Source organism: Streptomyces sp. NBC_00209 (assembly GCF_045206345.1).
GTDB lineage: Bacteria > Actinomycetota > Actinomycetes > Streptomycetales > Streptomycetaceae > Streptomyces.
The window spans coordinates 3,404,576-3,430,624 of the sequence record NZ_CP108121.1; the positions used below are offsets into that span (position 1 = coordinate 3,404,576).

Below are 26,049 nucleotides of genomic sequence, written 5' to 3' on the forward strand. Positions count from 1 at the left end.
CTCAGAACAGCCCGTCCTGCGCCGCCCCACCCCCCACCACGACGGTCGGCACGCTCACCCCGGCCGCGTCCGCCCCGGCCGCCGTCAGCGTCCAGCCGGTCATCAGCCGCGTGTCCACGATGACGAGTCCCTGCGGGCCCGCGTCCAGATGCAGGTCGGGTCCGGCCGCCGCGACGAGCCTCCCCGCCACCACGCCCCCGTCCACCAGACCGGTCACCGCGCGGACGGGCCAGGACCGGGGTATCGCGCCGGGGCCGGTCCCCGTCATCCGGCCCTCCCCCAGCCCGAACACCTCCGCGTGGTCCACCGCCGCGAACGGCAGCCGCTCCAGCGCCTCCGGCCGGCCACCGCCCTCCAGGGCCGCCGCCTTCCCGTACAGCTCCTCGACCTCGCCCGCCCGCTCCGCCGGGTCCGGGAGAGCCGCCCGCACCTCCCGCTTGCGGGCGTACGGAACGCGGTCCGGGACCCCGAGGGCCGCCCGCAGCACCTCCTCGGCCCGGCGCGCCGCCATCAGCGGCCCCCGGCCCAGCCAGCTGAAGACCACCGCCCCCTGCTCCCGCAGCCGCGCCGCACCCCGCTCCTCCCCGGTGATCCCGACCTTCACCAGGCCGGGCCCGAACCACGCGAGGTACACCCGGTACATGCGCGGGTCGTCCGGGATCGTGTCGGCGGCCACCGAATGCGCCCGGTCGAGCCGCCCGCACTCCGGGCAGCGGCCGCCCGTGCTCGTCGCCGGCACCACGGCAGCCAGCGGGCAGGCGTTGCCCCGGGCCCCGGAGCAGCGCCGCTCGCCGGACGCCCGGAAGCCGAACTCCGTTCCGTACGCCAGAACGCTCGCCCGCGTCCGCGCCCCCTTGCGCCAGCCCAGCGCGGGGCCGTCGGAGCCCTCGGGCCAACGGAGGCCGGTGCACTGCCAGTCCATGTCCGCAGCGTACGGGTGGGCACTGACAACGGGCCCGGAGCTAGGATTCCGGCATGGACCTGACCGTGCAGGACGTGGACCGGTTCGAGGCGGCCAGGCCCCGGCTGGAGGCCATCGCCTACCGCCTCCTGGGCTCGGCGAGCGAGGCCGAGGACGCCGTGCAGGACACCTACCTGCGCTGGCAGGCCGCCGACACCGGGCGGATCGAGGTCCCCGAGGCGTGGCTGACGAAGGTCCTCACCAACCTCTGCCTCAACCAGCTCACCTCCGCCCGCGCCCGCCGCGAGACGTACGTGGGCGCCTGGCTGCCCGAGCCGCTGCTCGCCGGGGACCCCATGCTCGGCCCCGCCGACACGGTCGAACAGCGCGAGTCCGTCTCGTACGCCGTGCTCACGCTCATGGAGCGGCTGACGCCGGGCGAGCGGGCCGTGTACGTGCTGCGCGAGGCGTTCGGCTATCCGCACCGGGAGATCGCGGAGATCCTGGACCTGAGCGAATCCGCCGTGCAGCAGGTGTACCACCGGGCGAAGAAGCACATCGCCGACGGCCGGACGCGCACCGAGGTGGACGAGGCCGCCGCCCGCCGGGTCATCGAGGAGTTCCTGCTGGCCGCCGCGGGCGGCCGTACCGAACCGCTCGTGGAGCTGCTAACCTCCGACGCGATCTCCCTCGGCGACGGCGGTGGGAAGGTGCCCGCCCGTGCCAAGGCGTTCGAGGGCGCGAAGGCCGTCGCGACGTTCATGCGCGGCCTGCTCAAGCCGGGCAAGGCGAAGACCGCGGTCACCGGCGGCTCCGTCGAGCTGCACATGACGTACGCGAACGGCTCCACCGCCGTCCTGGCGGTCGTCGGCCAACGCGTCATCGGCGTCATGTGTGTGGAGGTCACTCCGGAGGGAATCGCCTCGTTCCGGAACCAGGTCAACCCGGACAAGCTGGACCGCGCGACCCGGCGGTGGGCGGCGATGGAACACGGAAAGCCACTGCTCACGGCCTTCTAAGTACTTAGTGATGCAGGTCACATCACTCTCCTGTCAGGAAAGCGCGGGCTACCCGGTTCAAGGGGCGAGAAACCACCCCGCAGGGGCGAACCCGCGCGAGACAGGAGCAGGCACATGCAGCAGCACCGCATCATCGTCCTCGGAGCCGGATACGCCGGAGCCATCGCGGCGGGCCGCGTCGCCAAGCGGCTGCGCCGCGAGGACGTCAGCGTCACCCTCGTCAACGCGGAGCCCGACTTCGTGGAGCGCGTCCGCATGCACCAGCTCGCGGCCGGCCAGGACCTCAAGCCCCGCCCCTTCACCGAGATGTTCGCCGGGACGGGCGTGGAGCTGAAGGTCGGCCGGGTCACCGCCGTGGACGTCGACCGCAAGGCGGTCACCGTCGACAGCGCGGACGGCGAGGAGGAGCTGGCGTACGACTCGCTCGTCTACGCCCTCGGCAGCGCCTGGAACACCCAGGGCGTCCCCGGGACCGCCGAACACGCCCACGAGATCGCGAGCCGCCCCGGCGCGCTCCGGCTGCGCGAGCGGCTGGCCGCCCTCGCGCCCGGCCAGTCCGTGCTGATCGTCGGCGGCGGGCTGACCGGTCTTGAGGCGGCGACCGAGTTCGCGGAGACCCGCCCGGACCTCGACATCGCCCTCGCCGCGCGCGGCGGGCTCGGCGACTGGCTCTCGCCCAGCGGCCGCGCGCACGTCCGCAAGGTCTGCGACCGGCTCGGGATCACCGTCCACGAGAACACCGCCGTCGCGGAGGTCGGCGCCGGTTACGCCACCACGGCCGAGGGCACCTCGTTCCAGGCGGCGGTCACCGTCTGGACGACCGGCTTCGCGGTCCACCCGCTCGCCGCTGCCACCGCCCTGGAGACCTCGGAGACCGGCCAGATCGTGGTCGACACGACCATGCGCTCGGTCTCGCACCCCGACGTGTACGCGATCGGGGACGCGGCCCTCGTCGCGGGCCCCGGCGGCAAGCCGCTGCGGATGTCCTGCGCCTCGGGCGTCCCCACCGCCTGGCAGGCCGCCGACGCCCTCGCGGCCCGCCTCGCCGGCACCAAGATCCCGTCCACCCCGCTGCGTTACTTCAACCAGTGCGTCTCACTGGGCCGCAAGGACGGCCTCATCCAGTACGTCACCGCCGACGACCGCGCGGTCAAGGCGGCGCTGACGGGCCGGATCGCCGCGGTCTACAAGGAACTGGTCTGCAAGGGCGCGGCCTGGGGCGTGGCCAACCCGACGGCCGGCATGCCGTCCCGCCGCCGCCCGGTCGCGGTGTCCGCCCCGTCCACGCCGGTGGCGGCTGCGGAACGGTGAGGGGGGACCCGGGCCGCCGCCTCCCTTTCCCGCGCCCGTCTGAATTACTCCTCCTCGGCAGCCTCACCTGCAGCCTCCGGTGCAGGTTCAGGCACCACGTTGACCCTCAAGCACCCGTCCACGCCGAACATGTCGATCAGCTGAGAAAGATGGGCACGGGCCGCGCTGTAGCTTGCGGCATGTCGGTCTGCTCTTTCAGATCGGCCGAGCCCCGGGGCCGGTCGCACGGCCGCCGGGGCACTGTCCGCTCATGTAAGCGACATGCGAGAAGGGGTTACAGGGGCGCTGCGTCCTACTTTCAGGACGCTACGCGCAGACCCCGAGGTACTCGGCCAACGGCCGCAGTCCGGAAGGGTGGTTGGGCAGGGACCAAAGGTCCCGCACGATGGCCACGGCCAAGGTGTGGTGCTGCATCCACGTAGGTGCCACCCGGCGCAGCGATTCCAGAGTCTTTACGGCTCCGGCCGCGTCCCCCGTGTCCGTGTGCGCCCGTGCCACGTCCAGAAGCAGCCACGTGCGCCACGACGGCGGTGTGTCCTTGCTCAGCCGCATCCCCTTGGCCAAGGCCAGAGCGTCCTGCGGGTGACCGTACTGAACGGCCAGCCGAACACGCTCAATCCGCACGGAGGACGGGCTGAAGACACTGACCATCCGGTTGTCACCACCCTCAGGCAGCTTGGCGACGCGCGCGGCCTCCTTCTCCGCCGCCCCCATCATCGCCGCCGCACGGTCGTAGTCCCCACTCCGCGCGGCGGACGTGGCAGCGCTCATGGTCAGCGCTCCCCACACCTTCAGCCCGTCAACGGTGTCGAGTCGTCCCGCGCTCACCATCTCGTCAGCGGTACGCAGCGCAATGCCCAGTGCGTCCTCCAGACGGCCCTGCCGCTGGTACGTCCAGGCCGTGGAGTTGACGATCATCGGGACGAGCAGCGGATCGGCCGACTGCCCAGCTGCCTCTATCGCTCGCTCCAGACTGATGAGAGCGAGATCGGTCTTCCCCATCCGCACGGCAACATGCCCGGCAAGCTGAAGCGCCTTGCCCAGTGCGCCGAAGCCGGCCCATTGCACCTCCCCCTCGGACGAAGCAGCGGCTGCGCGCGCATCCGCAATGAGCTCCGGCAGGGCCGTCATCACGGCGTCGAACTCGGCGGAGTGGTACTGCGTCCACCCCTCCGCGATCCGCTCACGCAGCCGATCCATCGCGAAGCCGTCCCCGGGCGGCTCCGGCTCCGGCCCCCACAGCGCGGGCATGATGGCGCGACGCACCGCCACGAAGCGCGGCCCGTCGTTCTCCCCCGAGGACGCGACAGCGGGCGGGTCCCCCAGAAGCGTGGTGAGCTCAACGCCGAGACCGTTCGCGAGCGCGTGCAACGTAGGAAGGCGTGCCGACTGCTTCCGCCCCTGCTCAAGCTGCCTGATCACATCGACGGACACATCCGCCCGCTCGGCCAGCTCTTCCTGCGTCAAAGAAGCCAACCGCCGCAACCGCCGCAGAGTCCGCCCCAGATCATCGTTCGCCACGCAGTCACGGTACGCCCGTGGCCTCCGAGCGGCGGGTGCCCGGGAGACGTCGGCGCCGCCCCTCCGGACTCAGACCAACCCGTCCCATCCCCACCGAGGGGTCGGTCCCGGGTCGCCGAGGTCGGTGCCGACCGGGTCGGCGGAGACGTCTCGGGCGATCCGGGTCCCCCAGTCGAAGTACTCGATGACGCGCCGCCGGAGCACTTCGTCGTCCGGTAGTTCCTTGGCGACGGCCTCGCTCATCAGCTCCATCCAGCGCAGCCGCTGTTCCTCGGTGATGGCCATGCCCAGGTGGGACTTCAGCAGCGCTTGGTGCCCGCCGAGATCGTCCGTGTACCGGGTGGCGCCCCCGAAGATTTCGTCGAGCCAGACGGCGACATGCTCGATATGCGTACGGCTGAAGTCGGCGAACACGGGCGCCAGCAGCGGATCGCTCAGCACCCCGTCGTAGAACGAGTTGCTCAGCCGCCGAAGCCCTTCGATCCCCCCGACTGCCTCTGCCAGCGTCTCCGCCCGCACCGCGTCGCCTCTTCCCCCGGAGACGACGTCGGTCCGCTCGTAGTGCTTCATCTCCTCGATGTCTCCGATGAACGGCCGCACGGAGCCAGGAAGGACGGAAACCACGGGCCCCCGCGGAACCCCTGCTCATGGCCCTCCAGGGACGTCCACTCGATCCGCAGGATGTACCGCTCCGGCTCTTCCACCCCATGACTCAGCTCGTACGCCAGGCACTCCGGCGCGCTGTCCAGTTCCCCGGCAGCTTTGGCATAGGCCCCCTCGAAGGCAACCCGCCGCTCCGGCTCCGCAATGCGATAGCGGATGTACTCGATGACCACGAAATCCCCCAGCCACGTCTGCGAAGGGTTCAGTCTCCGCCGCACCGCCGACCGTCCGGAGGGCTTCCCCCGAAAGCGAAACTCCGCAACCAGAAAGCCGAGTTGGAGCACCGGGGTCATTCGCCGGGGCCAGCGGTCCGGGCCTGCTGCCGAGCGGCCGGGGTCCCGCGTTCCGCAAACGCCGGAGGCCCCCAGGAATTCTCCTGGGGGCCTCCGGCCTGCTGTGCACTCGGCAGGATTCGAACCTGCAACCTTCTGATCCGTAGTCAGATGCTCTATCCGTTAAGCTACGAGTGCTTGTGCTTCCGGGGTTTTTTTCTGCCCCGTCGGCGTTGCGAGAACAACATTACATGACCTGCGCCGGGACGCGAAATCCATTAGGCGCACCCGGCCTGAGCTGGGCAGATGCCGAGGAACGACCGAAGCCCCGGTCCTGGGGACCGGGGCTTCGGTGTGGTGCGGAGGCGGAGGGATTTGAACCCTCGATGGGGTGTAAGCCCCAAACCGCATTAGCAGTGCGGCGCCATAGACCGGACTAGGCGACGCCTCCATCGCAACGCCCGCGCGAGCGCGAGTGGTGCGTGCAGATGATGACACAGCTGCACGCTGCGCCACCAATCGCGGCCTACGGTACTAGGCGGTCGGCCACGAGGGCAAAGCGGTTGCCGTGCGCAACGCCGGGGCGCGTCGCGCGTTAGGCAGGGCGGGGGCGCCGCCCCCCGCAGGTTCTTCCGCCACAGGAGTCCGCCATGATGCGCCGTCTCGCTCTCACCGCTGTCGCGTCCCTCGCCGCGCTGTCCGCCGCCGCGCCCGCCGCCACCGCCGTGTCCGGGCCCTTCCCGCTGCCGCTCTCCCTGCCGCTCCTCCAGGACGACGGCGCGGGGACGCGGCTCACCGTGGTCGTCGCCGGGTCGGGGAACCCGGAGGCCGACGGCAGGTACGAGCTGGAGTGCGGGCCAGCCAAGGGAAGCCACCCGGTCGCGGCGCAGGCGTGCGAGCGGCTGGATCAGCTGGAGGGGGAGGGGGCGGACCCCTTCGCGCCGGTTCCCCGGGACGCGATGTGTACGCAGCAGTACGGCGGGGAATCCACCGCCCGGGTCACCGGCACCTGGCACGGCCGCCACGTCGACGCCTCGTTCAGGCGGACCAACGGATGCGAGATCGCCCGGTGGAACGGTCTGCGGCCGGTCCTGCCGAACGTGCGGTGACCGGGCCCGAGGCCCCTCGACGGGCCGCCGCGGGGCGGGATGCGACTCGGAGCCGTACAACGTACGCACCAAACCTTGGTGAGAGCTCCCCCTCATCCGCAGCCCCACGCCCCTCCCCTGCCTTTAGACTCCTTCAGTGACAGCCTGAGGCCCGAGGGGCAAGATGGGGCCGCTGTCGGCAAGGTGCAGTAATCAGGGAGGAAGCGTCGTCGTGAGCAGCAGGCCATCCCGAGGCGCTGCTCGCCTCGCAGCCATACTCGACGCCCTTCCGGACGGGCTTCTGCTCGTCAACTGCAACGGTACGGTCGTCAACGCCAACACCATCGCCCTCGAAATGTTCGAGTCGCCGGGCACCGCGCTCGTCGGCCGCGGGCTGCTCGATCTGCTGCCGGAGTTCGACTCCAAGCTGATCCCGGGGTCGATGCGCCGGCCCGAGGCTGCGGACGAGCGGGGCCGTACCAAGCCCACGCGCATGATCGCGCGGCGTACCGACGGCAACGAGTACCCGGTCGAGGTGACCAGCGCCAGCCTGGAGGACGGGCAGGCGGCCTACAAGGACGTCCAGGGTTCGTACGGGGGCAGCTACACCGGTGACGAGCTGCTGATGCTCGTCGTGCGCGACCTCTCCGGCACCGTCGACACCGAGGCCGAGCTGGCCCGCTCGCAGCGCCAGACCGAGATGATCCTGCGCGCCGCCGCCGAGGGTGTCGTCGGTACGGACACGGACGGCCGGGTCGTCCTGGTCAATCCCGCCGCCGCGCAGATCCTCGGCTTCCGGGCCAGCGATCTCGGCGGCCAGGAGCTGCACCCGCTGATCCTGCACTCCCGCGCGGAGGGCGAGCCCTTCCCGTACGAGGGGTCCCCACTCGCCGACACGCTGAAGTCGGGACGCAAACACCGGGTACGCGGGCAGGTTCTGTGGTCCAAGAGCGGGGAACAGGTGCCGGTCGACCTGACCACCGCCCCCGTCCGCGACGGCGACCAGCTCGTCGGCGCCGTGATGACGTTCACCGACCGCCGCCCCTACGAGGAGCTGGAGGCGCGGCGCAAGGCCGAGGCCGCCGAGCTGGCCGAGAGCCACACCTCTGAGGTCACGGAGCTCACCGAACGGCACGCCGCCGAGCTCGCCGCCCTCAAGGAGGCGCACGCCGCCGAGCTGGCCGACCGCACCGAGCGTTACGCCTCCGAGCTGGAGGAGCAGTCCGAGCGGCTGACCGACCTCACCGCCCGGCACACCCAGCTCACCGCCGTGCTCGGCGAGTCGCTGCGCGGCCCCCTGGAGGAGCTGCGCGGCGAGCTCTCCGCGCTCGCCGCCGACCCCGCCGGCCAGCTGTGGCCCGAGGCGAACCAGATCCTGCACCACCTGGCCGCGGGCTACGCGCGCATGACGACCCTCATCGACAACGTGCTGGGCTACCAGCGTCTCGACGCCGGAGCCGAGGCACTGGTCAAGACGCGGGTGCTGCTCGACGGCGTCGTCACGGCCGGCATCGACGCCGCGGTCGAGCTGATCGGCCCCGGCCGCGCCCAGTTCGCGGTGCACGCCCCGCCGATCGAGGCCGAGATCGACGCCGGGCGTCTCGTGACCGCCCTCGCGCACCTCGTCGCGGACGTCGCCGGCGTCGACTCGACCGGCAAGGCCCGCCTCGTGCCCGGCGGCGGGTACGTCGACTCGACCGTCGTGGTCGCCGCCGCCCAGCGGGGTGACGTCGTACGCATCGAGGTGCGCGGACCGTTCGCCGGGGGAGACCCGGTGCACGTGCCCATCGTGAGCGGCATCGTCCGTGCGCACGGCGGTGTGCTCCAGACGCACGAGATGCCGGGTATGAGCGGCAGCGCGTACGTACTCGAGGTGCCGATCGGGGCGGGTGCGGGGACCGTGGCGCCGCCGGAGCCGCCCGCACTGCCGCAGGTGGAGGCCGCTCCTCCGATGGCGCCCGCGTCCCTTCCCCTCGGGGAGGCCGGTCATGCGGACCCGGCGCCGGTGGTGTCGGACGCGCCCGAGGCGGGAAGGGGCCGGCGCCGTGCGCGGCGTTCCTCCACCGACGCCTTCCTGGAGAGCCCCATGGGCGGCGACGACGGCAGCGGCGAGCTGGAAGCGGCCCCCGGGGACACCGGCGCGGCCGCGCCGACCGGTCGCCGGCGTGCGCGCCGTGCCGCCCCCGCTCCCGAAGCCGCCCCGAACGAGCTGATCCCCGCCCAGCAGGCTGCCGAGGGCTCCGGACGCCGTCGCGGGCGCCCCAGCCCCGCTGAGACGGGCGCCCCGGGGCAGGCTCTCGCGCTGCCCGCGGCCGCTCCGTCGGAGGGGTCCGTGGTGACCGCCGCCGAAAGTGCGCAGGGTGGGCGGCCGCAGCTCGGGCAGACGGTGCCCCCGCAGGGCGTTCCGGCCGGGGCTCAGGTCCCGGTCGCGGCCGGCGGACACCGGCGGAACGCGGGTGACGAGGGCCGCCTCGCCCTCCCCCCCGTAATGAACGCCGTCGAGTCCACGGCACCCGCCGCCTTCTCGACCCTCGAAGACGCCGGACGCCCGGCTCCCGCCCCGGTGGGCTCCTCGCCGGAGCTGCCCGCCCCGGCACCGCAGCCGACCGGACGACGCCGCCGCGCCCTCGCCGCCGCCCAGGAACGGGCCGCCGCCGCCGAGGCCGGACCGCGCGTCCCCTTCGCCCTCCCGCCCGCCGACGCGGACCGGGCCACCCCTGAGGCCGGGGGGCCGGACGGATCCCTGGGCGCGGGGATCGGGGTTCCGGGTTCCACCGACGCGCCTGAGAGCGCCGAGTCGGGTTCGTATGACGTCGGCGTGGGTACGGACGAGGCCGCCGCGGTCGATTCGCACGGCGCCGACGTGGGTACGCGCCCGGCCGGGCCCGCCGCGTTCCAGTCCGAGGCCGGGCTGCCCGGCGGGCCGGACGCCGCCACCGGCGCCCCCGCCGCCACCCCGTCCGACTCCCCGGCCGGGGCGCCGGAGCACGCCCCCGTACCGCCGCAGGCCCAGCCCGCCCCCACCGGGCGGCGCCGCGGCCGCCACGGGGACACGGGGCCGCAGGAAGTGCAGCCCGCACCGTTCGCGCTGCCCGGACCGGCTGGGCCGACAGCGCAGAGCGCCCCGCCCGGACCGGCCGCCGAAACCGCGCCGCCCGCCACCGCCGAACCCGTCGCCGATCCCAGGCTCGGCGCGCCGGGCGCCCCCTTCGCGCCCCCCGCCCAGCCGGAGCAGCCCGGTGCCTCGGCCGACCTGCCCGTACCGCCCGCGCATCCCGGCGGCTGGGAGGACGACGACGCCTCCGGCCAAGGGCCCGCCGTACCCGCCGCCGCGCCGGAAACGCAGAGCACCGGACGTACGAGCCACACCACCGGCACGGCCACCCCCGCCGGCCCCCCGGCCCGTCCCCGCATGCTGGCGCCCGCGCCCGACGCACGGCGGCAGCCGCTGCCCGCCGAGGCCCCGATGTCGGGGGCGTCGGACTCGACGCAGGGGCGCGCGTTCAGCGTGCGCACGCTGGGGCAGGGCGTGCCGTTCGCCCAGCACATCGCCCACCAGCAGAACCAGACCCTGGGCGGCGGCAGCAGCGTCGGCCGGCGCCGCAAGCTGGCCGCGCCCCCGGAGCCCGAGCCCGGCCAGGACGAGCGCCCCGCGCCGCCCGCCACGGCTCCCACCCCGGCACCCCCGCAGCCCGCGCCCGCGGCACCCGCCGCCACGCCCCCCGCCCCCACCGTGCACGGGCAGGGATCGGGGCAGCTGATCTCCGCGCCGGCGGCCGAAGGGCGCGCGTACGCCATCGGGGCGCCCGACGAGGGCGCGGCCGAGGGACCGGAGCCGCTGGACGGCCCCGGTGGCGCGGTCGAGGTCGCCAACCGCCCGTCCCCGCAGCCGGTGGACGACGAGCTGCCCCCGGAGCCGCTGGACAACCCGCGCCGGCTGCTCGTCTGGCCCGCGCCCGACGTCTCCACGCAGCAGGCGCTGAGCGACCGCGGTTACCGGCCGGTGATCGTGCACTCGCGCGAGGAGGTGGACGCGCAGATCGCGGCGTTCCCCGCCGCGCTCTTCGTAGACCCGTTGACCGGGCCCATCACCCGAAAGGCGCTGCAGTCCCTGCGGCAGGCGGCGGTCGCCGCCGAGGTGCCCGTACTGGTGACCGCCGGCCTGGGACAGGCGTCGCGGGAGGCGGCGTACGGTGCCGACCCCGCCGTACTCCTGAAGGCGCTCGCGCCGCGCGACAGCGAGCAGCACCCGCCGCGTGTCCTGCTGATCGAGGAGCACCAGGACATCGCGGCCGCGCTGACGGAGACGCTGGAGCGGCGGGGCATGCAGGTCGCCTGCGCCGCGACGGACAGCGAGGCCGTGGCGCTGGCGACCAGGATGCGGCCGAACCTGGTGGTGATGGACCTGATGCAGGTACGCCGCCGCCGGGCCGGAATCGTGGACTGGCTGCGCGCCAACGGACAGCTGAACCGCACCCCGCTGGTCGTCTACACCTCGGCCGGCATCGACGAGGCGGAGCTGCCGCGCCTCGGCTCCGGCGAGACCGTGCTGTTCCTGGCGGAGCGCTCCACCAGCGACGAGGTGCAGTCCCGCATTGTCGACCTGCTCGCGAAGATCGGAACGAACTGACCGGCGTACCGAGGCATACGACGAGGGCGGTACGGGAACGCACCCGTACCGCCCTCGCTCCGTCCGCTCCTCAGAGGACCGGACAGCTGATCAGAGCTGCGTGATGTCCAGCTCGCCCTGCGCGTACTGCTTGCGGATGACCTTCTTGTCGAACTTGCCGACGCTCGTCTTCGGCACCGACGGAATGACCGACCACCGCTCCGGCAGCTGCCACTTCGCGATGCCGGACTCGGCGAGGAACGCCTTCAGCGACTCGTAGTCAGCGGTGGCGCCCTCCTTGAGGACGACCGTGGCGAGCGGACGCTCACCCCACTTCTCGTCCGGAACGGCCACGACGGCGGCCTCCGCGACGTCCGGGTGGCCCATCAGCGCGTTCTCCAGCTCCACGCTGGAGATCCACTCGCCACCGGACTTGATGACGTCCTTCGCCCGGTCGGTGAGCGTGAGGAAGCCGTCCTCGCTGATCACACCGACGTCACCGGTCTTCAGCCAGCCGTCCTCACTGAACTTGTCCTCGGGCCTCAGCGCCTCGCCGTCCGCGCCGCCGTAGTACGCACCGGCGATCCAGGCGCCGCGCACCTCCAGCTCACCGGCCGACTCGCCGTCCCACGGCAGGTGCTCGCCGGCCGGGCCGACCAGCCGCGCCTCGACGCCGGCCGGGAAGCGGCCCTGGGTGACGCGGTAGGGCCACTCCTCCTCCGGGGTCAGTCCGGCGGGCGGGTTGGCCATGGTGCCCAGCGGCGAGGTCTCCGTCATGCCCCAGGCGTGACAGAGGCGGACGCCCAGCTTGTCGTACGCCTCCATGAGGGAGGGCGGGCAGGCGGCACCGCCGATCGTGACGTTGGCCATGGACGTAAAATCGCGCGGATGGGCGGTGACCTCGGCGAGCAGGCCCTGCCAGATGGTGGGAACGGCCGCGGCGTGCGTCGGGCGTTCGCGCTCGATCATGTCGGCGAGCGGGGCGGGCTGGAGGAAACGGTCCGGCATCAGCATGTTGACGCCCGACATGAACGTCGCGTGCGGCAGGCCCCAGGCGTTGACGTGGAACTGCGGAACGACGACGAGGGTGGTGTCCTTGTCGGTCAGCCCCATCGACTCGGACATGTTGACCTGCATGGAGTGCAGGTAGATCGAGCGGTGGGAGTAGACGACGCCCTTCGGGTCCCCCGTCGTGCCGGAGGTGTAGCACATCGCGGCGGCCTGGCGCTCGTCCAGCTCCGGCCAGTCGAAGCTGGTGGGGCGGCCGGCGAGCAGCTCCTCGTAGTCGTGCACGCGCACCGCCGCGCCATCCAGGAGGGAACGGTCGCCCGGACCCGAGACGATCAGGTGTTCCACCGACGTCAGCTGGGAAAGCAGCGGCGCGATGAGCGGCAGCAGGGAGCCGTTGACGATGACGACCTTGTCGTCGGCGTGCTTGACGACCCAGACCAGCTGCTCGGCGGGCAGGCGGAGGTTCAGCGTGTGGAGAACGGCGCCCATGGACGGGATGGCGAGGTACGCCTCCACGTGCTCGGCGTTGTTCCACATGAGCGTCGCAACGCGCTGATCGGCGTCGATGCCGAGTTCGTCGCGCAGGGCGTTGGCGAGCCGGCCGGCGCGGCTGCCGATCTCCGCGAAACTGCGCCGGTGCGGCTCCGGCTCTCCGGTCCAGGTCGTGACCTGCGACTTCCCATGAATCGTCATCCCATGCGTCAGGATGCGGGTGACAGTCAGCGGTACGTCCTGCATGGTGCTGAGCACGGCGTCCTCCCGGTGGGCGCTACGCGGCAGTAGGGTTCCGCTGATTCTGCGCACATACCGCTTGGTATGTCACTACTTCCGGGGGTACGAATCGGTGTCGTCCCGCAATGTCACACCACCCGGGACCGGGTCGGATCACCCTGTTCCGCCTCTGCGGAGGCCACCGCTCAGCGGTCCGAGGCCAGCTCCGGGTCCTCGCGGAGCTTGCCGAGCGCCCGGGAGACCGCGCTCTTGACCGTGCCGACGGACACCCCGAGCACCTCGGCGGTCTGCGCCTCGCTCAGGTCCTCGTAATAGCGGAGGACGACCATCGCCCGCTGGCGGGCCGGCAGCTTCAGGACCGCGCGCCACATCGCGTCGTGCAGCGACTGCCGCTCCGCGGGGTCAGGACCGGGAACGGCCTCCGGCTCGGGCAGTTCGTCACAGGCGAACTCGTCCACCTTGCGCTTGCGCCACTGTGAGGTCCTGGTGTTCAGCAGGGCCCGGCGGACATAGCCGTCGAGGGCCCGGTGATCCTCGATCCGGTCCCAGGCGACGTACGTCTTGGTGAGCGCGGTCTGCAACAGGTCCTCGGCGTCGCTCGGGTTGGCGGTGAGCGAGCGCGCCGCCCGCAGCAGCACCGGACCGCGCGCCTGCACGAACGACGTGAACGAGGGGTAAGGGAGATGCGGCGCCGCCGAGGTGCGCGCCGTGTGCGCGGCGCGGCCGGAGGCGCCCGTCGTGCGCGCCGACGCGTAGGTGCGTACCGGTGCGGCTCCCCTGTGGGTGCCCGTGCGGACTGGCGTGGTCATGCCTCCACGCTAGGAGCGGGGCCCGCTGCCCAAATCGCCCCCAGGTCCCGAAACCGCGTCCGCCTCAGGGTGTAGGACCGGGCCCCCCTCCACCTCCTGTAGGTGGAGGGGGACATACCCGGGGCGTCGGGGTCGCCCCTGAGGCGGGGGCGCGAACGGCGGACGGCCCGCCCGCGCGCCGGAGTGGCGTACGGACGGGCCGTCGTGTGCGTCCGTCGCGGTCCGGCCCCCCGACCGGGCCGCGAACGGAGCGGCGGTCACCAGAGGTTCGTGAAGTTCACCGCCAGGTTGTGCGTGGACTGGTCGATATTGGTGAAGGCGGACCCGTTCACCTGCGCGGAGGTGCTCTGGTTCGACGCTCCGGACCCCGTCGCTTGCTGCTGCGAGGTCGAGGAGTTGCCCGCGTTGTCCCGGCCGACCCCGCTGCCACTGATCGTGGCCACGCCCGCGCTCGATCCGCTGCTCGCGAACGAGCCGTTGTCCGCCTGGGCCACTCCGCCGAGGAGAACGGCGGCCAGCGGCAGCGCGGCAACAACGGCGAGGACACGAGCGGTACGGATGCTTGCCATGTCTGTTCCTCCAGGAACCGGAAGTAGGGCTGAGGCTGAACCCGGGCCGGCGGCCGACCCACCCGGTGTGCTGATCACGACGTCGCGGACCAGAACTGCCCACCACCACCCCGGCGAACCACCCACAGCTTCCGGTTCCCCCGCAAGCGTGAGGAACCCGAACCAAACCCCCTACCTGGTGCGAACTATGCGCCCAGCGCCCGCATGAGCGACTTCCCGAGAGGGAAAGGCGGAGGCGGACCCGACCGGATTCGAACCGGCGTCCTCACGGTTTTGGAGACCGCGCGCGACGACCTCTGCGCTACGACCCCGCCCCCACCGGCCATCCTAGGAGCCCCGCACACACGAACGGCCCCCGACCGATTCGCCCGGTCAGGGGCCGTTCACCGCGGTGGGTGTGGGATTTGAACCCACGGTGACTCGCGCCACGACGGTTTTCAAGACCGTTCCCTTAGGCCGCTCGGGCAACCCACCCCGCGCCGGTGTGGTCGGTGAGGACCGGTCCGGCGCGGGGAACAGCCTAGCCGGTCAGCTGTCGCCCTTGCGCTCCCCCAGGGTGACTTCGGCCGTCGCCGTCTTGCCGTCGCGCTCGTAGGTCAGGGTGACCCGGTCGCCCGGCTTGTGGGTCCAGATCTCGCCGATCAGGGTGGGGCCGCTGTCGACGGGGGTGTCGTTGAACTTCGTGATGACGTCGCCCGCGCGCAGGCCCGCCTCGGCCGCCGGCCCGTCCTTCGTGACCGCCTCCGTGCCGCCCGTGCCCTTGTCCGCGATGACGGCGCCGTCGCCCTTCTCGTCCATCGTCACCGTGGCACCGATGACCGGGTAGACGGGCTGGCCGGTCTTGATCAGCTGCCGGGCGACGGTCGACGCCTGGTTGATCGGGATCGCGAAGCCGAGGCCGATGGAGCCCGCCTGGCTCTGGCCGGAGCTGCCGGTCGACTGGATCGCCGAGTTGATGCCGATGACCGCGCCGCCCGAGCTGAGCAGCGGGCCGCCGGAGTTGCCCGGGTTGATCGAGGCGTCGGTCTGCAGGGCGCTCATGTACGAGTTGCTGCCGCCGTTGCCGTCACCGGAGGCGACCGGGCGGTTCTTCGCGCTGATGATGCCCGTGGTGACCGTGTTGGACAGGCCGAACGGGGCGCCGATCGCGATCGTGGAGTCGCCGACCGCCACCTGGTCCGAGTTGCCCAGCGGCAGCGGGGTCAGGGACTGCGGCGGGTTCTTCAGCTTGATGACGGCCACGTCGTAGCCCTGGGCCCGGCCGACCACCTCGGCGTCGTACTTCTTGCCGTCGGAGAACGTCGCCGTGAGCTGACCGCTGTCCGCCGCGGAGGCCACCACGTGGTTGTTCGTGAGGATGTGGCCTTCCTTGTCGTACACGAAGCCGGTGCCCGTACCGCCCTCGCCGTCACCGCCCTGCGCCTCGATCGTCACGACGCTCGGCAGCGCCTTGGCGGCCACACCGGCCACCGTGCGCGAGTCGCGCTTGAGGTCCTGCGGGTTCGCCGAGGCGGAGACCGTGGTCGAGCCCGAGCCGTCGTTGCGGTCCGCGGCCCAGTAGCCGAGGGCCCCGCCGATGCCGCCCGCCACGAGCGCCGCCACCACCACGGCGGCCACCAGACCGCCCGCACCGCGCTTGCGCGGCGCCTCGGGCGTGTGCGTTCCGCCGGGCGGGCCCCAGACCGGGCCGCCGCCACCGCCGTGCGCCCCCTGGGCGTACGCCGGGACGGCGGGCGGCGGCGGGGGCCAGCCCGCGTCGGCCGCGGACTGCGGCGGGGGCGGGGGCGCGTACTGCGGGTCCGTCGGGAAAGCGGCCGTCTGCGCGGTCGCGGGATCCGGCGAGGAAGGGACGGGGGCGGGCTGCCGGTCCGGCGCCTGCGCGACCGGCTGCTGCCGTGTGGCCGCCTCGTCCGGGTGGGAGGCGGCGGGGGGCGCGTCCTCGGGGTGCGCCTGGGGAGCGTCGGCCGGCACGGGAGGTACGGACGGGGCGGCCTCGGCCGCGTTGCCCTCGTTGCCCTCGTTCTCGGTGCTCACAGCTCTTTACTCCTCGGTTCCACATCAGTCATTCGGCAAGAGATCCGCTGTGTACGTGTCCGCAGTCAGCTTTTCCCACGACACGTCAGGCCACTGTAAGCAGGAGCTGTGCATCTGCGCACGACCCTTACATCGGACAAAACGGCCCTGCGTCGCAAGGTGTGCACGGCCGTGTTCCCGCGGTGACACCATGGCCCGGGTGAACCGAGCACGGCAGCGGCACCCCATGCAGCATCCCATCCAGGTCATCGCCCACCGGGGCGCGTCCGACGACGCCCCCGAGCACACCCTCGCCGCGTACCGGAAGGCGATCGAGGACGGTGCCGATGCCCTGGAGTGCGACGTACGGCTCACCGCCGACGGCCATCTCGTCTGCGTACACGACCGCAGGGTGAACCGTACGTCCAATGGGCGCGGCGCGGTCTCCGCCCTGGAGCTGAACGCCCTCGCCACCCTCGACTTCGGCTCCTGGAAGGACCGCGACGACACGGAGTCGCCGGACTGGGACCCGGTGCCCGGCGAGCTCACCTCCGTACTCACCCTGGAACGGCTGCTCGAACTCCTCGTGGAGACGCGGGCGTCCGGGCGGCCGCTCCAGCTGGCGATCGAGACCAAGCACCCCACCCGCTGGGCGGGGCAGGTCGAGGAGCGCCTTCTGCATCTACTGAAACGCTTCGAGCTCGACGCGCCGCCGCCGGCCGGTACCCCTTCGCCGGTCCGCGTCATGAGCTTCTCGGCCCGCTCGCTGCACCGCGTCCGGGCGGCCGTGCCCCATCTGCCCACCGTGTACCTGATGCAGTTCGTGTCGCCCCGACTGCGCGACGGACGGCTGCCCGCCGGGGCGCGGGTCGCCGGGCCCAGCGTCCGGATCGTGCGCAGCCATCCCGGCTACATCGAACGGCTCCACCGGGCCGGACACCGGGCGCACGTCTGGACGGTCAACGAGCCGGAGGACGTCGAGCTCTGCGTACAGCTCGGAGTCGAGGCCATCATCACCAACCGCCCCAAGCAGGTCCTGTCCCAGCTCGGCCGGTCGTGACCGCGGCGCACCTTTGCGTATGAACGCATCAGCCCATCTGCTCATCAGGAGATCAACTACAGGGAGTACACCGGCGCACTCGGACTGTGCCTGTTTGTGACGAGTGCGTCACTGACAGCCCCTTGGCCGGTTTCCGGCACAGCTCGGGAGGGCATCCACTCCGTGGCGTGGGGGCAAAGGAGGTCTCGGGGGTGGCGTTGATGGTGGCACAGGAGGTGCCCACGTCGTCGAGCATGGCCGTTCCCCATGGTCCTGCGGGCGTGGGCCAGGCGCGGCACCGGATGCGCGAGCAGTTGCGCAGCCACGGGGTGTCGGATTCGGTCGTCGACGATGCGGTGCTGATTCTTTCCGAACTGCTCAGCAATGCCTGCCGGCACGGCAGGCCGCTGGGCTGGCAGACCGAGACGGGAGACGGCGACGTGCGCGCCGCCTGGCGTGTCGACAGGACGGGCGGACTGACCGTCGAGGTGACGGACGGGGGCGGCCCGACCCGGCCGATTCCGGCCACCCCCTCGGTGACCGCTCGCGGCGGCCGGGGGCTCAACATCATCAGCGCCCTGGCCCAGGAGTGGGGCGTACGGGACGACGCTCCGGGCGAGGTCACCGTCTGGGTGCTGGTCGACGGGGGCCGCGGCTCCCACGGCGCGCGGGGCAGCGGGCGGCCGGCCGGGATGACCGGACTGCCGGGCGCACCGAAGGCGACCATCGTGCCGGGGCTCGAAGGGCTGGATTTCAGCGGCGCGTTCGACGATGCGTTCGATGACGCGGGCTGAACACCCGGGCGGGGCATACGTGGACCGAGACGGCCGTACGCAGTGGTGCACCGGGGAGCGGCGGGGCGACTAGGCTCGCGGGCCAGACCGCACTGTCGCAATCGGGAGTAAGCCCACCATGGCGAAGAAGCGCCCTCAGACCAAGGCCGGGAAGCAGCAGCTCAAGGACGCCGAGATCCCGGTGGTCGGGGCTCGTGAGCCCTGCCCGTGCGGTTCGGGCCGCCGCTACAAGGCGTGTCACGGCCGCGCAGCGGCACAGGCGGTGACCGAGCTGGTCCAGCGTCCGTTCGAGGGCCTGGCCGGCGAGTGCGACTGGGTCGCGCTGCGCGAGCTGGTCCCGGCGGCCACGGCCGGGCTGACGCTCAAGGGCGGTCTGCCCGAGGGCGTGCCGTCGGTGACGCTCGCTACGGTCCTGCCGATGGCGTGGCCCGCGCTGCGCCGCGACGACGGCTCCGTCCTGCTCGCCCTGCAGAACGACACCTCCTCCGGCGACCTCAGCCGGGACCTCGCGGACACGCTGAGCCGCGCGCTGGAGGCGGAGCCCGGTTCGCCCGTGGCCGCCCGCCGCGTGCCGGCCGACGGGCCCCGGCTGCAGGACCTCCTGGACAACGAGGCGGCCTTCGAGCCGGTCGTCCACTCCGGCTTCGAGTTCTGGGTGCCGGACTCGGAGAACGCCACGGCCGAGGTGTCCGCCTCGCTCGAACGCGCGAACGAGGCGGCGATCCCGACCACCCTGCTGTCGGGCGTGGACGCCGCCTACTGGTGCGAGACGCCGGAGAAGAACCACCTGCGCTGGGTCATGCCGCACGTCGAGGAGCAGCTCCTCGACGCGCTCGCCCGGCTGCACGCCGCGGGCGAGTCCTCGCTCGGTGAGGACACCCGGCTGGTCGGCTCGTTCCGGGCGCACGGACTGATGGTCCCGGTCTGGGACCTGCCGAGCGCGATGGGCGCCGAGGACTGCGAGAAGCCCGCCGCCGCGTTCGCGGAGCGGCTCGCCACGGCGCTCGCGTCGGACGCGCCGCTCACCGCCGAGGAGCGGCGGGCGCGCGGCGGGCTCACCAACCGCCAGGTGACGCTCAGCTGACCGTGACCGCCGCTCGGCGCGGACGGTGACTCCCGTCACAACTCGCCGTACTGGCAGGTAAATCGCTGTCCGAATACGCGAGATCGAATTTGCGAACGGCAGATCTCTTGTTACGGTTCAAGAAGCCCGGTCGCTGGTGCATCCCCCGTCGCCAGCGACCGGGCATCCTCATTTCCGGGTACGGCGCGCTCCGCGCACCCGGGGGCGCGCAGGCCCGCGTACGGGCCCCTCCCGGTCCACCCGCCGCTCACCCGCCCCAGCTCCTCCGCGCGATGGCCCGGCGTCAGCCCCGCGGCCCAGGAAGCCGGTTGGACCTGCGCCAGGACGGGAAAAGCGCCCGAGATGCCATCAGAAAGCTGCGCCCCGCCGGGTTTTGCGACGCCCTGAATTCCGCGGCATCACCGACACCTCCGGACAAACGGCTGCGCCACAAGCCACCCTGCCGTTTACCCGGAAATCGTGAAGCAAGGCGGAAGGGAGTGGGGAGCGAGGAAGAACGGAAGGGATTCACCGGAGATCGGACAGAGAAGCGACAGAACTCCGTAATGAATGCCATCTGAAAGAACACGCGCGCATCAGAATCTGGCCAACCCTGCCCCCAACCGCTCAGTACTTCAGTCTGCTACCGCCGTCCGGGGCACTCGTGCTCGCCTCGACCAGGGCGTCCAGCACGGCCTCGACGTCCGGCAGCCAGGGCGCCACGGCCGGCGCGGCGCCCTTGGGGCGCGAACCCGGAGTGCGCTCCGGCGCGCGCTCCCAGCGAACCTGCCCGGTGCCGATCTCCGACGGCGGCAGGACGACGTAGCCGCCCTCCCCGTGGAACCGCAGCGAGCTGGGCACCCGGTCCTGCGCGTACAGCAGCTCGCCGAGCCGTTCCAGGGTGTACGGGGCGACCAGCAGCGCCCACCGGGTGGGCGACGCCACCACGGGGCCCAGGCGCAGGCCCGCCCGGTCGAGCGCGGTCAGGGCGCGGGCACCGGCCACCGCCGGCAGGCTCAGGGCGCACGGCGCACGCCCGCCCGTGGCGAGCAGCACCGGCGCCGTCGGCCGGTTCGTCCACCACCAGCGCACCATCCGGGCGTCGGTGGTCGCGGCGAGCAGTCCGGGGTCGAAGGGGTGCGCGCCGGGCACCGCGCACTCGGGATCGGGGCACGCGCAGCGACGGCCGCGGTCACCGTCCCCGCGCAGCCCCGCTCCGGGGAGCACGGGCCATTGCCACTCCGTGGCGCAGGTCAGAGCCGCGTCGAGCCGGGCGGAGCCGCCCCTGCGGCCGAGCCTGCGTCGCCTTCCGAGGATCTCGCGCATGAGCGCTCGTTCCTTTCCGTTGAACGCCGAGGGTCCGCCTCACATCGTGCGTGGTCACACCATGCCTGCGGATCTTCTGGGTGTACGTGCTCGTCGAGCCTGCGGTACGGGTCGTTCGTCGGTACCGAGCGTGAGCCGTGCTGAGCCGGATCGAGCTGCTTGCGGTCGGCATCGTGGCGAGGTGCGGGGCGCACGGCGCTTCTGCGGTCCGTGCGTGCGGCCTCGCCACTCGGGGGTGGGGCGCGGCCGTCACAAGAAAGGACGTCCGGGCCCGCTGCCAGGTTCCGGGGGCGGGCGGGGCCACCCCTGGCCATCCAAAGAATTACGTACCCAGCATGCCTGGAATGACGCGCCCCAGGGGCTTCACCCGGAGGTGCACCCCCGTCGGGCAGACCCAGTCGACCGCTAATGCACACGGCAAGGTGCGTTTTTTGGCCAAGTTGGTTAAGGCGTGGACACCGGGTTTCCCGGGGGGACAATGCTGGACATCGCCTCACTTGTGCGTGTACATGTGGATGCACTGGTAGCGGCGCAGAATGACATGGGGGTTTGCGATGCTATTCGACGGAACACACCGCTCGGAAAGCCGGCGACCATGAGCGCTCCGCACCTGCCAAAACTGGCCGGAATCGATCCCACAGTTCCGGTTTCGGATGAGACTGCCGGGCCGATCGAGGCGGTGCCCGCCGCGCCCGGCGCCTTCATCCAGGACCGGCTCGCCGGCTGGGTCTCCGACCTCACCACGCTCCACGAGCTCACCGAGCGCCTGGCCGGAACCAGCACCCTGGACGACGCACTGCACGAGTTCCTCGACGCCGGAGCCGCCCTGGTCGGCGCCCGCCGGGGCCTGGTCGCCTTCGAACCGTCCGACCGGCGCGGCCCCGTCAGCACCATCGGGCTCGGACTGGCCCACGCCGAACTGGGCCAGATCGAGACCGTGCCGCGCAGCGCCACCTCGTACGGACGCATCCTGGAGGGCCTGCCCCACCCGGACGGCCCGCTGACCACCCCCGACCTGCTCGGCGACACCGGCCTGGACCCGCGCAGGCGCGAGGTCGCCGCCCGCCTCGGCTACGCCGCCAGCTACGCACTGCCCCTCGCCACCGCGACGACCGGACGGCTCGGCGCCGCCGTCTGGCTCTACGACGAACCCGCGGAACCCCTGGAACGCCGGCGCCACCTCGTCGGCCTGTACGCGGGATACGCCTCCGAGCACCTGGCCCGCCTGCTGGAACTGGAGCGGGCCAGGGCCGACTTCGCCACCGTGGCCGAGGAACTGCTGCCCACCCGGCTGCCCCGGATCCCCGGCGTCCAGCTCGCCGTACGCCACGAGGTGGCCCCGCAGGGCGGCGGCGACTGGTACGACGCGCTGGCCCTGCCGGAGGGCGCCCTCGGTCTCGCCGTCGGCTCGGTGGGCGGCTCGGGCCCCAGCGCGCTCGCCGCCACGGGACGGCTGCGCGCCGGACTGCGCGCGTACGCGGTGATGGAGGGCGAGGACCCGGTCGCCGTGCTCTCCGACCTCGAACTGCTGCTCCGGCTGACCGAACCGGCCCGTTCGGCGACCGCACTCTTCGCGTACTGCGAACCGGCCCGCCGCAGGATCCTGCTCGCCGGCGCCGGCCACACGCCGCCCCTGATCATCGGCGAGCGCCGCACCTCGTACGTGGAGACCACGCTCTCCGCCCCGCTGGGCATGCTGTCCTGCTGGGAGGCGCCCAGCGTGGACATCACGCCCGCACCCGGCGAGACGGTTCTGCTGTACACCGACGGGCTGCTGCGCCGGGCCGGCGACTCGATGGACCGGGCGTACGCGCGCCTCCATTCGGCGGCGGCGAGCGTCCCGAGGGCGCTGCGCGGGGACGCCGCCTCGGTGGCCGACCACGTGGTGCGCACCGTGCTGCCGGACGGGGCCGGGCGGGCGGACTGCGCCGAGGACGTGGTCGTACTCGCGGCCCGGTTCGACTGAGCCGGGACCTTCGCGTGTAAGAGGTCTTCCGGCCCTGGGCCCCCTTCCGTACGCCCGTACGATGGGGGAGGTCCAGTGTCGTATCAAGGAGAACAGTCGTGTCTGAGGAGTTCCCGGAGACCCCGGAGACCGAAGAGACAGAGCCGGTCAAGCAGCGGAAGAACGGCCTGTACCCGGGCGTGTCCGACGAACTCGCCGCGAGCATGCAGTCCGGCTGGGCCGATACCGAGCTGAACGGTCTGGAGCCGATCGTCCAGGCCGGTCACACCGCCGACCGCCGTGCCGCGCTGTCCGCGCGCTTCCCCGGCGAGCGGCTGGTCATTCCCGCGGGCCGGCTGAAGACCCGTTCCAATGACACCGAGTACGCCTTCCGCGCCTCCACCGAGTACGCGTACCTCACCGGCGACCAGACGCAGGACGGCGTCCTCGTCCTGGAGCCGACGGACGACGGCCACGAGGCGACCGTCTACCTGCTGCCCCGCTCGAACCGGGAGAACGGCGAGTTCTGGCTCGACGGCCAGGGCGAGCTGTGGGTCGGCCGTCGCCACTCCCTCACCGAGGCCGAGCAGCTGCTGGGCATCCCTGCCAAGGACGTCCGCGAGCTGCCCGCCGCGCTGGCCGAGGCCACCGGCCCCGTCCGCAACGTCCGCGGCCACGACGCCGGCATCGAGGCCGCCCTGACCGACAAGATCACCGCCGAGCGCGACGAGGAGCTGCGGGTCTGCCTCTCCGAGGCGCGCCTGGTGAAGGACGCCTTCGAGATCGCCGAGCTGACGAAGGCGTGCGACATCACCGCGCGCGGCTTCGAGGACGTCGTGAAGGTCCTCGACAAGGCCGAGGCCACCAGCGAGCGCTACATCGAGGGAACGTTCTTCCTGCGCGCCCGCATCGAGGGCAACGACATCGGGTACGGCTCGATCTGCGCCGCGGGGCCGCACGCGACCACCCTGCACTGGGTGCGCAACGACGGCGCCGTCCGCTCGGGCGAGCTGCTGCTGCTGGACGCCGGGGTGGAGACCAACGACCTCTACACGGCCGACGTGACCCGCACCCTTCCCATCAGCGGCACGTTCACACCGCTCCAGCGCAAGATCTACGACGCGGTGTACGAGGCGCAGGAGGCGGGTATCGCCGCGGTCAAGCCCGGCGCCGACTTCCGCGACTTCCACGACGCCGCACAGCGGGTCCTCACCGAGAAGCTCGTCGAGTGGGGCCTGCTCGGCGACCTGTCGGTGGAGAAGGTCCTGGAGCTGGGCCTCCAGCGCCGCTGGACCTTGCACGGCACCGGCCACATGCTCGGCATGGACGTCCACGACTGCGCCGCCGCGCGCACCGAGGCGTACGTGAACGGCACCCTGGAGCCCGGCGTCTGCCTCACCGTCGAGCCCGGGCTCTACTTCCAGGCCGACGACCTCACCGTGCCCGAGGAGTACCGCGGCATCGGCGTCCGGATCGAGGACGACATCCTCGTCACCGAGGACGGCAACCGGAACCTGTCGGACAAGCTGCCCCGGCAGGCAGACGAGGTCGAGGCGTGGATGGCCCGGCTCAAGGGCTGATCCGCCGCCTGCGCCACGCAAGGAGGGGCGCCCCGCTCAGGACACCATGAGCAGGGCGTCCTTCCGCCATTTCAGGACCTTGTCGAAGCTCACGACCGCGCCGGCGCACCCCGGGCGGTTGCCGAAGTGGACGTGGTCGGCGAGCTGTTCGATCAGGCACAGGCCCCGTCCCTCCTCGGCGGTGACGGGCGGATACGACGCGTACTGCGGGTCCGGCAGTCCGCTCCCGGGCTGCCGCTCCGACGTGTAAGGCCCGCCCCGCGTGGGAAAACCGGGCCCCGAATCGGCGACTTCGATGCGGCACTTCTCGCCGTCCAGATACGCGGTGACCCGGTACTGGCCACTGGCCGTGGCCGACGGATCCTCCCAGGCGTCCCGGTCCTTCCCGGTGCCGTCGGAGGTGGAGCCGTACTCCCCGCCGTACTCCCCGCCGTGCTCGACCGCGTTCGCACAGGCTTCGCTGAGCGCGAGAGACAGGTCGAAGGAGATGTCCGGGTCCACGCCCGCGGATTCCATCGTGCCGAGCAGGAACCGGCGGGCGAGCGGGACGCTCGCAGCGTCGCGCCGCAAATGGAGTGACCACCAGATGCTCATGCTCCGGCCTCCCGGTTGCGGCTAGACATACCGCTACGTATTGCCGCACTCGGGCGGTCGTAAGCACGTGCATGCTCTGATGCCGCCCATTCGGCGGATAGCCGGATGCACCACACCGGTGTATTCCGGGTCCCACACGCCCGTTACGCCCGGCCCGGGAGCTGCCGGAATCAGCGCGAACGGCCCTGCTCACACCCAATCCGCCCGGAAGACGACCTTCCGGACCTGCCGTACGGAGGCGGGGGGCCGGGTGCGATGATGGGCCCGCCATGTCTGTGTCAGTGGGACGCGCCGGAGCCGGTCTACGGCTACTGAGGGCCGCGGTGTTCGCCGCGGTCTGCGTCGCGTTGTCCGCGGCCGGGCACGCGCTGGCCGCCTGCGCGACCGTCCCCTGGTGGACGCTGCTCGCCGGTTTCCTCGGCGTCCTCGCGGTGGCCGTCCCCCTCGCCGGACGCGAACGCTCACTGCCCTCCATCGCCGCGGCCCTGGCCGGCGGACAACTCGCCCTGCACACCCTGTTCGGGCTGGGCACGCACACCATGACCCCCGGGGCGACGGGCGGCGACGACGCGCTGATCCGGTTCGCGGCGAGCCTCGTCTGCGGCGCCGGACCCCAGCAGCTGAACGCCGCCGACGCGCGGCACATCGTCGGCACCGCGGGCATCGACCCGGCGGGGGTGACCGCTCAGGCGCACCAGCATCTGGCCGCCGTCCCTTCCGGCCCCGCATGGGCCACCCCGGCCGGCCTCCTCCACACGCTTCCCAGCCTGCCCATGCTCCTCGGGCACCTGCTGGCCGCCCTGGCCACCGGCTGGCTGCTGCGGCGGGGCGAGGTCGCCCTGTTCCGGCTCGCCCGGCTGTCGGCGCACGGCGCCCAGCAGGTCGCGGCCGGGGCCCGGCTCCGGGCGCTGCGGGACGCGTTCCTGCTCGTCGCCGCCCTGCGCACCGGCCTGGCCGGCGGGCCCGCGACCGGGCCGCGCACCCCTCGTACCGCCGTGGACGCACCGTGCCCGGCCACCGGGGATCCGTTGCAGCACCTGGTGATCAGGCGCGGACCGCCCTCCGTGCTCGCTCTCGCAGCCTGACGCGACGCCCTCCACGCGATGCGCCCCGGCCCCTTCTGGCCTGGGCGCGCATTTCACCGTACGGAAGTGGCGTCGCGATACCGGTGCGCACCCGTGCGCCGGAGC

The 26,049-nt window shown here is 72.5% G+C and carries 20 protein-coding genes and 3 tRNA genes; 10 read left to right on the forward strand and 13 right to left on the reverse strand.

Annotation, left to right across the window (positions count from 1 at the left end; all coding sequences use genetic code 11):
* Window position 1: 1 nt before the first annotated feature.
* Window positions 2-922 (reverse strand): DUF2797 domain-containing protein, encoded by a 921-nt coding sequence (locus tag OG867_RS15340; RefSeq protein ID WP_406285864.1) that lies wholly within the window; start codon window positions 920-922, stop codon window positions 2-4.
* A gap of 53 nt (window positions 923-975) precedes the next feature.
* On the opposite strand from OG867_RS15340, the gene sigJ reads away from it, so the two are divergent.
* Window positions 976-1,920 carry an RNA polymerase sigma factor SigJ gene (gene sigJ, locus OG867_RS15345; protein WP_406285866.1) on the forward strand — a complete coding sequence of 315 codons (945 nt, stop codon included), beginning with the start codon at window positions 976-978 and terminating at the stop codon, window positions 1,918-1,920.
* A 114-nt stretch (window positions 1,921-2,034) separates the two neighbouring features.
* Complete coding sequence (locus OG867_RS15350) at window positions 2,035-3,231, forward strand: NAD(P)/FAD-dependent oxidoreductase (protein WP_406285868.1); 1,197 nt, start codon at window positions 2,035-2,037, stop codon at window positions 3,229-3,231.
* 306 nt (window positions 3,232-3,537) lie between these two features.
* Here the strand turns inward: OG867_RS15350 and OG867_RS15355 are convergent, their stop codons facing one another.
* The 5 genes from OG867_RS15355 to OG867_RS15375 form a co-directional block, all read right to left on the reverse strand.
* A complete protein-coding gene (locus tag OG867_RS15355) occupies window positions 3,538-4,752 on the reverse strand; it encodes a helix-turn-helix domain-containing protein (protein WP_406285870.1) in 1,215 nt (404 codons plus the stop codon).
* Window positions 4,753-4,821: 69 nt separating this feature from the next.
* Window positions 4,822-5,352: a group II truncated hemoglobin gene (locus OG867_RS15360; protein WP_406285872.1), complete on the reverse strand. Its 531-nt coding sequence runs from the start codon at window positions 5,350-5,352 to the stop codon at window positions 4,822-4,824.
* Window positions 5,319-5,708, reverse strand: coding sequence for an antibiotic biosynthesis monooxygenase family protein (locus OG867_RS15365; RefSeq protein ID WP_406285874.1), 390 nt, complete (start codon window positions 5,706-5,708; stop codon window positions 5,319-5,321). The genes OG867_RS15360 and OG867_RS15365 overlap by 34 nt, the downstream gene beginning before the upstream one ends.
* Window positions 5,709-5,812: 104 nt before the next feature.
* Window positions 5,813-5,885, reverse strand: a tRNA-Arg gene (locus OG867_RS15370).
* 162 nt (window positions 5,886-6,047) lie between these two features.
* Window positions 6,048-6,138: transfer RNA gene (locus OG867_RS15375), tRNA-Ser, on the reverse strand.
* Between the two features lie 199 nt (window positions 6,139-6,337).
* Here OG867_RS15375 and OG867_RS15380 point away from each other — a divergent pair.
* Together OG867_RS15380 and OG867_RS15385 are read left to right on the forward strand one after the other, a co-directional pair.
* A complete protein-coding gene (locus OG867_RS15380; protein ID WP_406285876.1) occupies window positions 6,338-6,796 on the forward strand; it encodes an SSI family serine proteinase inhibitor in 459 nt (152 codons plus the stop codon).
* Between the two features lie 211 nt (window positions 6,797-7,007).
* The gene (locus tag OG867_RS15385) at window positions 7,008-11,405 is read left to right on the forward strand and encodes a PAS domain-containing protein (RefSeq protein WP_406285878.1); all 4,398 of its coding nucleotides are present in this window, start codon (window positions 7,008-7,010) and stop codon (window positions 11,403-11,405) included.
* A 90-nt stretch (window positions 11,406-11,495) separates the two neighbouring features.
* Here OG867_RS15385 and OG867_RS15390 read toward each other — a convergent pair whose 3' ends face one another.
* The 5 genes from OG867_RS15390 to OG867_RS15410 form a co-directional block, all read right to left on the reverse strand.
* Complete coding sequence (locus OG867_RS15390; RefSeq protein ID WP_406285880.1) at window positions 11,496-13,145, reverse strand: long-chain fatty acid--CoA ligase; 1,650 nt, start codon at window positions 13,143-13,145, stop codon at window positions 11,496-11,498.
* Window positions 13,146-13,312: 167 nt separating this feature from the next.
* Window positions 13,313-13,936 carry a SigE family RNA polymerase sigma factor gene (locus OG867_RS15395; RefSeq protein ID WP_328901234.1) on the reverse strand — a complete coding sequence of 208 codons (624 nt, stop codon included), beginning with the start codon at window positions 13,934-13,936 and terminating at the stop codon, window positions 13,313-13,315.
* Window positions 13,937-14,193: 257 nt separating this feature from the next.
* Entirely contained in the window at window positions 14,194-14,505 is a 312-nt protein-coding gene (locus tag OG867_RS15400; RefSeq protein ID WP_328901233.1) for a hypothetical protein, read from the reverse strand.
* A 389-nt stretch (window positions 14,506-14,894) separates the two neighbouring features.
* A tRNA-Ser gene (locus OG867_RS15405) sits at window positions 14,895-14,979 on the reverse strand.
* 54 nt (window positions 14,980-15,033) lie between these two features.
* A complete protein-coding gene (locus tag OG867_RS15410) occupies window positions 15,034-16,539 on the reverse strand; it encodes a trypsin-like peptidase domain-containing protein (protein ID WP_406285883.1) in 1,506 nt (501 codons plus the stop codon).
* 190 nt (window positions 16,540-16,729) lie between these two features.
* Between OG867_RS15410 and OG867_RS15415 the strand changes: the two genes are divergently transcribed.
* From OG867_RS15415 to OG867_RS15425, 3 genes are all read left to right on the forward strand, one after another.
* On the forward strand, window positions 16,730-17,578 hold the full coding sequence (locus OG867_RS15415) for a glycerophosphodiester phosphodiesterase (RefSeq protein WP_406285885.1): 849 nt from the start codon (window positions 16,730-16,732) through the stop codon (window positions 17,576-17,578).
* 308 nt (window positions 17,579-17,886) lie between these two features.
* Window positions 17,887-18,351 carry an ATP-binding protein gene (locus OG867_RS15420; RefSeq protein ID WP_406290972.1) on the forward strand — a complete coding sequence of 155 codons (465 nt, stop codon included), beginning with the start codon at window positions 17,887-17,889 and terminating at the stop codon, window positions 18,349-18,351.
* A gap of 118 nt (window positions 18,352-18,469) precedes the next feature.
* On the forward strand, window positions 18,470-19,435 hold the full coding sequence (locus OG867_RS15425; RefSeq protein ID WP_328901230.1) for a DUF5926 family protein: 966 nt from the start codon (window positions 18,470-18,472) through the stop codon (window positions 19,433-19,435).
* A gap of 606 nt (window positions 19,436-20,041) precedes the next feature.
* Here OG867_RS15425 and OG867_RS15430 read toward each other — a convergent pair.
* Window positions 20,042-20,740 (reverse strand): bifunctional DNA primase/polymerase, encoded by a 699-nt coding sequence (locus OG867_RS15430; RefSeq protein WP_406285887.1) that lies wholly within the window; start codon window positions 20,738-20,740, stop codon window positions 20,042-20,044.
* Window positions 20,741-21,218: 478 nt separating this feature from the next.
* On the opposite strand from OG867_RS15430, the gene OG867_RS15435 reads away from it, so the two are divergent.
* Together OG867_RS15435 and OG867_RS15440 are read left to right on the forward strand one after the other, a co-directional pair.
* Entirely contained in the window at window positions 21,219-22,706 is a 1,488-nt protein-coding gene (locus tag OG867_RS15435) for a PP2C family protein-serine/threonine phosphatase (protein WP_406285889.1), read from the forward strand.
* Between the two features lie 98 nt (window positions 22,707-22,804).
* Complete coding sequence (locus tag OG867_RS15440; protein WP_406285891.1) at window positions 22,805-24,265, forward strand: aminopeptidase P family protein; 1,461 nt, start codon at window positions 22,805-22,807, stop codon at window positions 24,263-24,265.
* A gap of 36 nt (window positions 24,266-24,301) precedes the next feature.
* On the opposite strand, the gene OG867_RS15445 is transcribed toward OG867_RS15440, so the two are convergent.
* Complete coding sequence (locus OG867_RS15445; protein WP_406285893.1) at window positions 24,302-24,859, reverse strand: ATP-binding protein; 558 nt, start codon at window positions 24,857-24,859, stop codon at window positions 24,302-24,304.
* Between the two features lie 269 nt (window positions 24,860-25,128).
* Between OG867_RS15445 and OG867_RS15450 the strand changes: the two genes are divergently transcribed.
* Window positions 25,129-25,944, forward strand: coding sequence for a hypothetical protein (locus OG867_RS15450; protein ID WP_406285896.1), 816 nt, complete (start codon window positions 25,129-25,131; stop codon window positions 25,942-25,944).
* The last annotated feature ends 105 nt before the right edge of the window (window positions 25,945-26,049 follow it).